Genomic DNA, 7328 nt, shown 5'->3' with positions numbered 1-7328 from the left:
ACTTAGAACTCCTTTTCATGTAGTTGAAGACATAAAAAACACTTCCTCATTTAGCTATAATTATATTGATAAAGACGGAATCCCAAGCAGAATGAATATCCGCATCTCTGATATTGAGAAAGTACATGCAGAGAAAATAATAGGAATAAAAGACGCCATTTCTGATTTAAAAGTGGAAGATCTTACACTTTTTCCTAATTTTTCGAATGGAAAAATGGGGATTTCATTTAATGTATCAAACAACACTCCATTAAAGCTTAAGATCCTTAACAGTGAATTTAAGCAGGTTTATAGTGATGAAGCGAGCAGTTTTAACGGAAATTATAGCAAGCAAATATCTATACCAAAAAATGGGATTTATTATATCGCCATTAAGCAAAACAATAGCTGGTTTTTGCGAAAATTAATAAAGAGTTAATTGTTTATGAAGAGGAAACAGAAAGCCCCGTCCTTTATAGGAACGGGGCTTCTGTTTTTTAATTAATTCGCTAATTAGAACGGCAAATCATCATCTCCAGGAGCTGAACTAATATCAACTGGATTAGCCATTTCTGGCGCTGATGAAACTGATTCTGAAGCACCAAGTGGTGTTAATCTCCAAACTGAAAGGGTATTAAAATAAGATGTTTTACCAGTTTTATCAGTCCAAGGACGACCACGTAGATTAAAAAATAATTCTACATTATCTCCAACTTTAATATTGTCAAATAAGTTAACCTTATCCTGTACTGCTTCAAACTTCACGTATTCCGGATAAGAAGGATTCTCTGCATATTCAAGTATAAGCTCACGTTTTTTGAATTTCTCACTCACAGTAATTACCTCTGAGATTTCATGTACTTTTCCTTTTACTTCCATTGTATTTTTCTTTTTATGATCGACTCTATTTTTTATTCCAGATCAATATCGGGAATTATTCGCTGTTTTTAACAATCGAATACAATTTGTAAAAGTATAAATTTCAGGCCGTTTTTAATTGCTAACTTTGTAAATTATTATGCAAGTTTTCCACACAAAAAGTAAGATCATTATTACCTGCAATAATCGACTATCATCGTATTTGCAGCAGGAAGTTGAAGCGCTAGGTTATAAAATAATCAGAAGCTTCGCCACAGGCCTCGAATTGGAAGGCACTTTGAATGATTGTATCCCATTAAATCTTCACCTGCGCTGCGCTAGCCAGGTTTTATACTCTATCAAATCTTTTACCGCCGAAAATCCAGCACGCCTTTATAAAGAGTTGATGGACATTGCCTGGGAAGAATTAATTGACTTTACTGGATATTTTTCAGTTACTTCAACTGTTGATAATGAGACTATTACCACCCCTCTCTTTGCCAATTTAAAAGTGAAGGATGCCATTGTTGACCGTATCAAAGAAAAGAAAGAACTCAGACCTAATACCGGTTCAGATGCCAATAAAGCAGTTATTCACCTCTATTGGAAGGAGAATGATGCTGAAATATTTATCGATACTTCAGGCGAAACCTTAGCTAAACATGGATATCGTAAAATTCCAGGAAAAGCTCCAATGCTTGAGGCTTTAGCAGCTGGAACAATTATGGCTACTGGCTGGGATAAAAAGAGCCCTTTTGTAGTACCCATGTGTGGATCTGGCACCCTTGCTATCGAAGCAGCATTGTTAGCATGTGATAAGTTTCCAGGTCTCTTTCGCATGAATTATAGCTTCATGCACATTTTAGGTTATGAAGAGGAAGTGTTTTTCGCCGAAAGACGGAAGCTGAAAGATCAGTCCAAAAAAGAAATTGATTTCCGCATCGTAGCCACAGACATTTCAGAAGATGCCGTAGATGTTTCCATAAAAAATGCACGCACAGCAGGTGTTGATCATCTTATCGATTTCTCTGTATGCGATTTTGCCGATACTGATGTACCTCCTGGACCAGGAATAGTGATGTTTAACCCTGAATACGGGGAGAGACTGGGGGTTCATTCTAAACTTGAAGCAACCTATAAACGTATTGGCGACTTTATGAAGCAGAAATGTAAAGGCTACCGTGGCTATATATTTACTGGAAATCCTGATCTAGCCAAAAAAATCGGCCTCCGTGCTGATAGAAGAATTGAGTTTTATAATGGAAAGCTAGATTGTAGGTTACTGGAGTACGAATTATATGAAGGAAGTAAAAGAGAGCCAAAACCTGTCGAGTAAAGACATCATAAACCAAACTGTACAGTTTGTGAAGGAAAGTCTGCAAGGTGCAGAAACCGGACACGATTGGTGGCATATTGAACGTGTATGGAACAATGCCAAACTTCTTATAAAATCAGAAGATGTTGATCCATTTATCGTAGAACTTGCTGCACTTCTTCATGATATTGCCGATAGTAAATTCAATAATGGCGATGAGGAAATTGGTCCGAAAAAAGCTGGCGAATTCTTAAATTCTATTGGAGTTGAAGATGAAATCATCATTCATATTCAACAAATAATCAGAAACATGTCTTTTAAGGCAAGTCTTGGAACCTTAAATTTCACTTCAAAAGAAATGGAGGTTGTGCAAGATGCCGATCGTCTGGATGCCATTGGCGCCATTGGTATTGCAAGAGCATTTACTTACGGAGGATTTAAAAACCGTGAATTATATAATCCCGAAATTCCACCAGCGCTCAACATGAGCAAGAAGGAATACAAATCTTCTACTGCTCCAACAATCAATCACTTTTATGAAAAGCTTTTGCTGTTGAAAGATAAAATGAATACCCAAACAGGCCTTCGCATTGCCGAAGAAAGACATAAATTTATGCTTACTTACCTCGAACAATTTTACAATGAGTGGAATGGAAAACAATAAGAGTTTTAATTATTTTGCTTATGCCAGCAATTTAAAAAAAAGCAATTTAGAGCAGTTAATAGGCAGTAAAATCGATAATTTTCTGGATGGCCGTCTGCTCGACTATGGCTTCCGTTTCAATGTAAAAAATGCAGATGGCAAGGCAAGAGCAAATATCATTGTTTCAGAATCTGAAGATGTTTTTGGCGCCATCTATGAAATTGAGGATACTATCAAAGAAAAACTTTTAGCCAGCGAACCTGGTTATAAACTGATTGAGGTTAATATTGAAACCCAAACAGGCTATGTTCCAGCACTTACATTTATTTCGGATGAAGATGTAGAGGGACTTTACCCTGCAAAAGAATATCTAAAAAGCATTAACGAAGGTGCAAAAGAGCATAAACTACCAGAAGAATACCTCGAGTTTATAATTTCGATGTCTAAGTAAAAGCCAAAATCCCGAAATAAATCAACATCATTATGCTGCTGATAAGCGTCATACGCGACATGTTTTTAAAATTTGCCTCAGCTGGATCTTTATAAACGGCATAAAACCACTTTATAAATAGAACTAAAACTGGGGAGCTTATAAATAAAAAAAGCCAAAAGTAATCGCTTAAGCCAACACTTTCCCAATAAAAATAGACGAGTATCCCAGAAAGCAGAAAAAGGATAGCCGAAAAATAGAAAGAACCACGGATACCCAAAACAATACTTAATGTAGTGTCCCCACGCTTCAAATCCTCAGCATGTTGATAAATTTGAGTTAGCGGATAAGTAGCACCAATAAGGCAGGAGGAAATTAATCCCGCCAAAATAAAATTGAAGTCCCAATCTTCAAAAAAACTAAAATTTCCAATGGATGCATAAGTACTCCAATAAATAAAAGCCCCCTGAAAAATAAAAACGATTAAGAAACTAATGATCGGATATTTTTTAAACCTAAACCTCGGGTGACTATACATTTTAGAGATGACTCCATAAATTAGAACGGCCCAGAAAAGAATCCATCCTACAAAAAATGTAAGAACTAGGGCAATTGCATCTAAAAGTAGAGAGAAGTAATACAGACTTTTATCAACTGCTGGTGGTTTTTCAATCAGAGCAATACTTCCTTCATCCTTGTCAAAATAGCTGTTATAACCATTACTTGCCGGATAAACCAATAAATGCCAAATCACAAAGGTCAAAATTGCATCAAAAAGCCTAATATCAGTCGCTTGGGAGAGCGCAAATAAAAAAACAGGTAATAAAAACACTGAAAATAATAGCCTTAAATGCAGCAAAGCCGATAGACTTGGAATAAATTTCCTGATAAAATTCATTCCCGAATTTAACATTTTAAACAAAAAATTTAGGGCTTATACATTGAAAGAATTATGTCATTTCTTGTGAGATGAAAAACAAATCCTTAAAATTTTGTATTTTACATGAATATGAGTAGTTGTATAAGCGCAATTGGTACCGCTAATCCCCAATACCGGATTCCACAGCATGATATCTATAATTTTATGGTCAAAGCATCTGGTTTAAATGCCAGCAATGCCTCCAGACTTAAACAAATCTATGATCATTCGGGAATTGACTTTCGCCATTCGGTGATTGCCGACTTTGGGAATACCGATAGCCAAAAAAATACCTTATTCGGTAGGATGGAAGATTTTAAAGCCTTCCCAAGTACGCGCCAAAGAATGGAGATTTATCAAAAATCAGCTTCTGAATTGGGATTTAATGCTGTAAATGACTGTTTTGCCAATCATGGAGAAGATATAAAATCAAAAATTACCCACCTCATCAGTGTAAGCTGTACGGGCATGCATGCTCCTGGGATAGACATTGAGCTCGTTGAAAAATTAGGCTTAAATAAATATGTTGAACGCACCTGCATTAATTTCATGGGCTGCTATGGTGCATTAAACGCACTAAAAGTAGCTGATTATATCTGTCGTGCTGATGAGAATGCCAAAGTATTGATTGTTTCCGTTGAGCTATGTACACTTCACTTTCAAAAAGAAAATACACTCGATAATTGGGTGGCCAATTCTTTATTTTCTGATGGTGCAGCAGCAATGATTGTAGAAAATAAATCAAAAACAAATGGTAATAAACCTAAGCTAATACTTGACACTTTTTATTCCGAATTTTTAATCGAAGCTAAAAACGAAATGGGATGGTATATTGCTGATGCTGGTTTTGAAATGAAACTAACATCTAAAGTTTCGAAGCTTATTTTAAAGCATATAAAATCCATTTCAAATGAGCTATTGAGCAAAGCCAAATTACAATTCAAAGATATTGGGAGCTTTGCCATTCATCCTGGCGGTAGAAAAATTTTAGAGTCTGCTGAGTCTGCCTTAGGCTTTTCGAAAGATAAAAACCACTTTAGCTATGACGTTTTAAAGGAATATGGCAATATGTCGTCGGCAACCATAGTTTTTGTCCTTAAAAAATTATTGATGCAAAAGCATTGGGAAAGTGATGAAAAAATAATGTCTTTTGCCTTCGGACCCGGCTTAACGGTTGAATCTATGATCCTAAAAAGAAATTAAATGCCAGATTTTAATCAAAGAAGCACTCAAGAAGAGATGATGGACGATTTCTCTCTTCCACATCAAATCATCGATCCAATCATGGATGAATTAGAAGTTGTAAACAAACTTCTTGGTGGTTATGCGGTGTTTTTCAATGCCTTCGAAAAAATAGAGGTAAAGGATGGTATGATTATCAGCGATTGGGGTTGTGGTGGTGGCGATTCATTGAGGGTAATTGCCAAATGGGCGCGCAAGAGAAATTTAAAAATCAAATTAATAGGTGTTGATGCAACCGAATCAGCAATTGAATATGCGAGGCATAAATCAGAAGATTTTCCCGAAATATCCTATATTCTGTCCGATGTAATGAGCAATCAATTACTCCAAAATCAATTTGATATCGTAATCTCAAGTCTCTTTACACATCATTTTATTGATTCAGATTGGATTAAGCTAATTCAAAAAATGAATGACTGTGCTAGTAAATATGTAATTATTAATGATTTACATCGGCATTGGTTTGCGTATTATTCTATCGGACTAATAACTTCCATTTTCTCGAATTCTGACATGGTTAAACATGATTCAAAAGTTTCAGTCTTAAGAAGTTTTAAACGATTAGAACTTGAAAAATTAATTCAAAAAGCCCAAATAAACGCGTTTAAAATTAAATGGATGTGGGCTTTTAGATGGCAAATAATAATTGATACCAGTAGTAAACTCGCTTAATTCTAAAATTATGAAGAGTGATATACTAATTATTGGCGGCGGCTTGGCAGGATTAACATCTGCTATCCTTTTACAAAAAATTGGCTATCAGGTGCGATTAATAGAAAAAAAGAAATATCCTTTCCACCGAGTTTGTGGCGAATATATTTCTAATGAGGTGCTCCCATTTTTAAAATCGCTCGATATTGGAATTGATCAACTTGAATACTCACACATCAATCGCTTAGCGGTAACATCGGTCTCAGGAAAAATTTTAAATGCCAATTTAGCCTCTGGTGGATTTGGGATTAGTCGCTACACCCTTGATAATCAACTTTTTAAACAAGCCGACAAATTAGGTGTTGAATTTATTTTTGATAAGGTAAACGAGATACAATTTCAAGAAAATCACTTCAAGGTTATCACTTCAAGCAATCAAATTTTTGAATCAAACATAGCTATTGCTGCTTATGGTAAAAGATCCAATTTGGATCAAAAATTAAATCGCTCATTCTTTTACAAAAGAAGCCCTTATTTAGGTGTAAAATATCATATAAAAACCGATTTTCCAGACAATTTAATTCGTTTAGATAATTTTGAAGGAGGTTATTGCGGACTCAGCAAAATTGAGGAAGATAAATTTTGTTTTTGTTACCTATCCGAAACAGCCAATCTAAAAAAATATGCTGGTATCCCAGAAATGGAGGAGCAGGTACTATATAAAAATCCTTTTTTACGTGAAGTATTTAAAAATTCTGAATTCTTATTTGAAAAGCCGGAGGTAATTAATGAAATTTCCTTTGAACGCAAGAGCTTAGTAGAAAATCATTTAATATTCTGTGGTGATGCAGCCGGAATGATTACACCCCTTTGTGGGAATGGAATGGCCATCGCAATACATTCGGCAAAAATTTTAGCAGAAAGCATCACTAAATTCCTAAAAAAAGATAGTTATTGGAATAGAACTGAACTCGAGCAAGACTATATAAGCCAGTGGGAAAAACAATTCGCCTTGAGATTAAAAAGCGGCCGATTAATTCAAAATTTATTTGGAAGTACCCTTGTTTCAAACCTAGCTATTTCATCGCTAAATAAACTCCCTTCTTTAACACAATTTTTAGTTAAAAAAACACATGGAGAGGTTTTGTATTAGTTGGAATATGATAAAGTCTCACCTTAATATACGATTTTTTTACTAAAAAACCAAGAAAATAAGATACAATCCGCTTTAAACCAATAACATCAAAATTTTATCATTATTTTGCACTATGAAACTATGGGTCCTTGTTTT

The 7328-nt window shown here is 35.1% G+C and carries 9 protein-coding genes; 7 read left to right on the top strand and 2 right to left on the bottom strand.

Features of this window, described 5'->3' with window-relative positions; translation table 11 throughout:
* Positions 1-418, top strand: a 418-nt coding sequence (locus ACIQ0D_RS10400) for a T9SS type A sorting domain-containing protein (protein WP_395805343.1), incomplete at its 5' end; no start/stop codon positions are given.
* Positions 419-492: 74 nt separating this feature from the next.
* Here the strand turns inward: ACIQ0D_RS10400 and ACIQ0D_RS10395 are convergent.
* The gene (locus ACIQ0D_RS10395) at positions 493-858 is read right to left on the bottom strand and encodes a DUF3127 domain-containing protein (RefSeq protein WP_395805341.1); all 366 of its coding nucleotides are present in this window, start codon (positions 856-858) and stop codon (positions 493-495) included.
* A 139-nt stretch (positions 859-997) separates the two neighbouring features.
* On the opposite strand from ACIQ0D_RS10395, the gene ACIQ0D_RS10390 reads away from it, so the two are divergent.
* Genes ACIQ0D_RS10390 through ACIQ0D_RS10380 form a run of 3 tightly spaced genes read left to right on the top strand, consistent with a single transcriptional unit; the run spans position 998 to position 3246 of the window.
* Positions 998-2173 (top strand): class I SAM-dependent RNA methyltransferase, encoded by a 1176-nt coding sequence (locus ACIQ0D_RS10390; RefSeq protein WP_395805339.1) that lies wholly within the window; start codon positions 998-1000, stop codon positions 2171-2173.
* Positions 2136-2816 (top strand): HD domain-containing protein, encoded by a 681-nt coding sequence (locus tag ACIQ0D_RS10385; protein WP_395805337.1) that lies wholly within the window; start codon positions 2136-2138, stop codon positions 2814-2816. The genes ACIQ0D_RS10390 and ACIQ0D_RS10385 overlap by 38 nt, the downstream gene beginning before the upstream one ends.
* Complete coding sequence (locus ACIQ0D_RS10380) at positions 2803-3246, top strand: gamma-glutamylcyclotransferase (protein ID WP_395805335.1); 444 nt, start codon at positions 2803-2805, stop codon at positions 3244-3246. Before ACIQ0D_RS10385 ends, ACIQ0D_RS10380 begins: the two co-directional genes overlap by 14 nt.
* Here ACIQ0D_RS10380 and ACIQ0D_RS10375 read toward each other — a convergent pair.
* Positions 3239-4123 carry a UbiA family prenyltransferase gene (locus ACIQ0D_RS10375; protein WP_395805333.1) on the bottom strand — a complete coding sequence of 295 codons (885 nt, stop codon included), beginning with the start codon at positions 4121-4123 and terminating at the stop codon, positions 3239-3241. The genes ACIQ0D_RS10380 and ACIQ0D_RS10375 overlap by 8 nt on opposite strands.
* Before the next feature lie 111 nt (positions 4124-4234).
* Here ACIQ0D_RS10375 and ACIQ0D_RS10370 point away from each other — a divergent pair, with 111 nt between their 5' ends.
* From ACIQ0D_RS10370 to ACIQ0D_RS10360, 3 genes are read left to right on the top strand one after another with little or no spacing between them, the layout of a single operon-like run.
* Complete coding sequence (locus ACIQ0D_RS10370; protein ID WP_395805331.1) at positions 4235-5347, top strand: type III polyketide synthase; 1113 nt, start codon at positions 4235-4237, stop codon at positions 5345-5347.
* Complete coding sequence (locus ACIQ0D_RS10365) at positions 5348-6058, top strand: methyltransferase domain-containing protein (protein ID WP_395805329.1); 711 nt, start codon at positions 5348-5350, stop codon at positions 6056-6058.
* Between the two features lie 10 nt (positions 6059-6068).
* Positions 6069-7190 (top strand): NAD(P)/FAD-dependent oxidoreductase, encoded by a 1122-nt coding sequence (locus tag ACIQ0D_RS10360; protein WP_395805327.1) that lies wholly within the window; start codon positions 6069-6071, stop codon positions 7188-7190.
* Positions 7191-7328: the final 138 nt, after the last annotated feature.

This window comes from Daejeonella sp., assembly GCF_044342615.1.
Classification (GTDB): domain Bacteria; phylum Bacteroidota; class Bacteroidia; order Sphingobacteriales; family Sphingobacteriaceae; genus Daejeonella.
The sequence above is the reverse complement of the archived record's forward strand: the minus strand, read 5'-3'. Positions and strand labels throughout refer to the sequence as shown.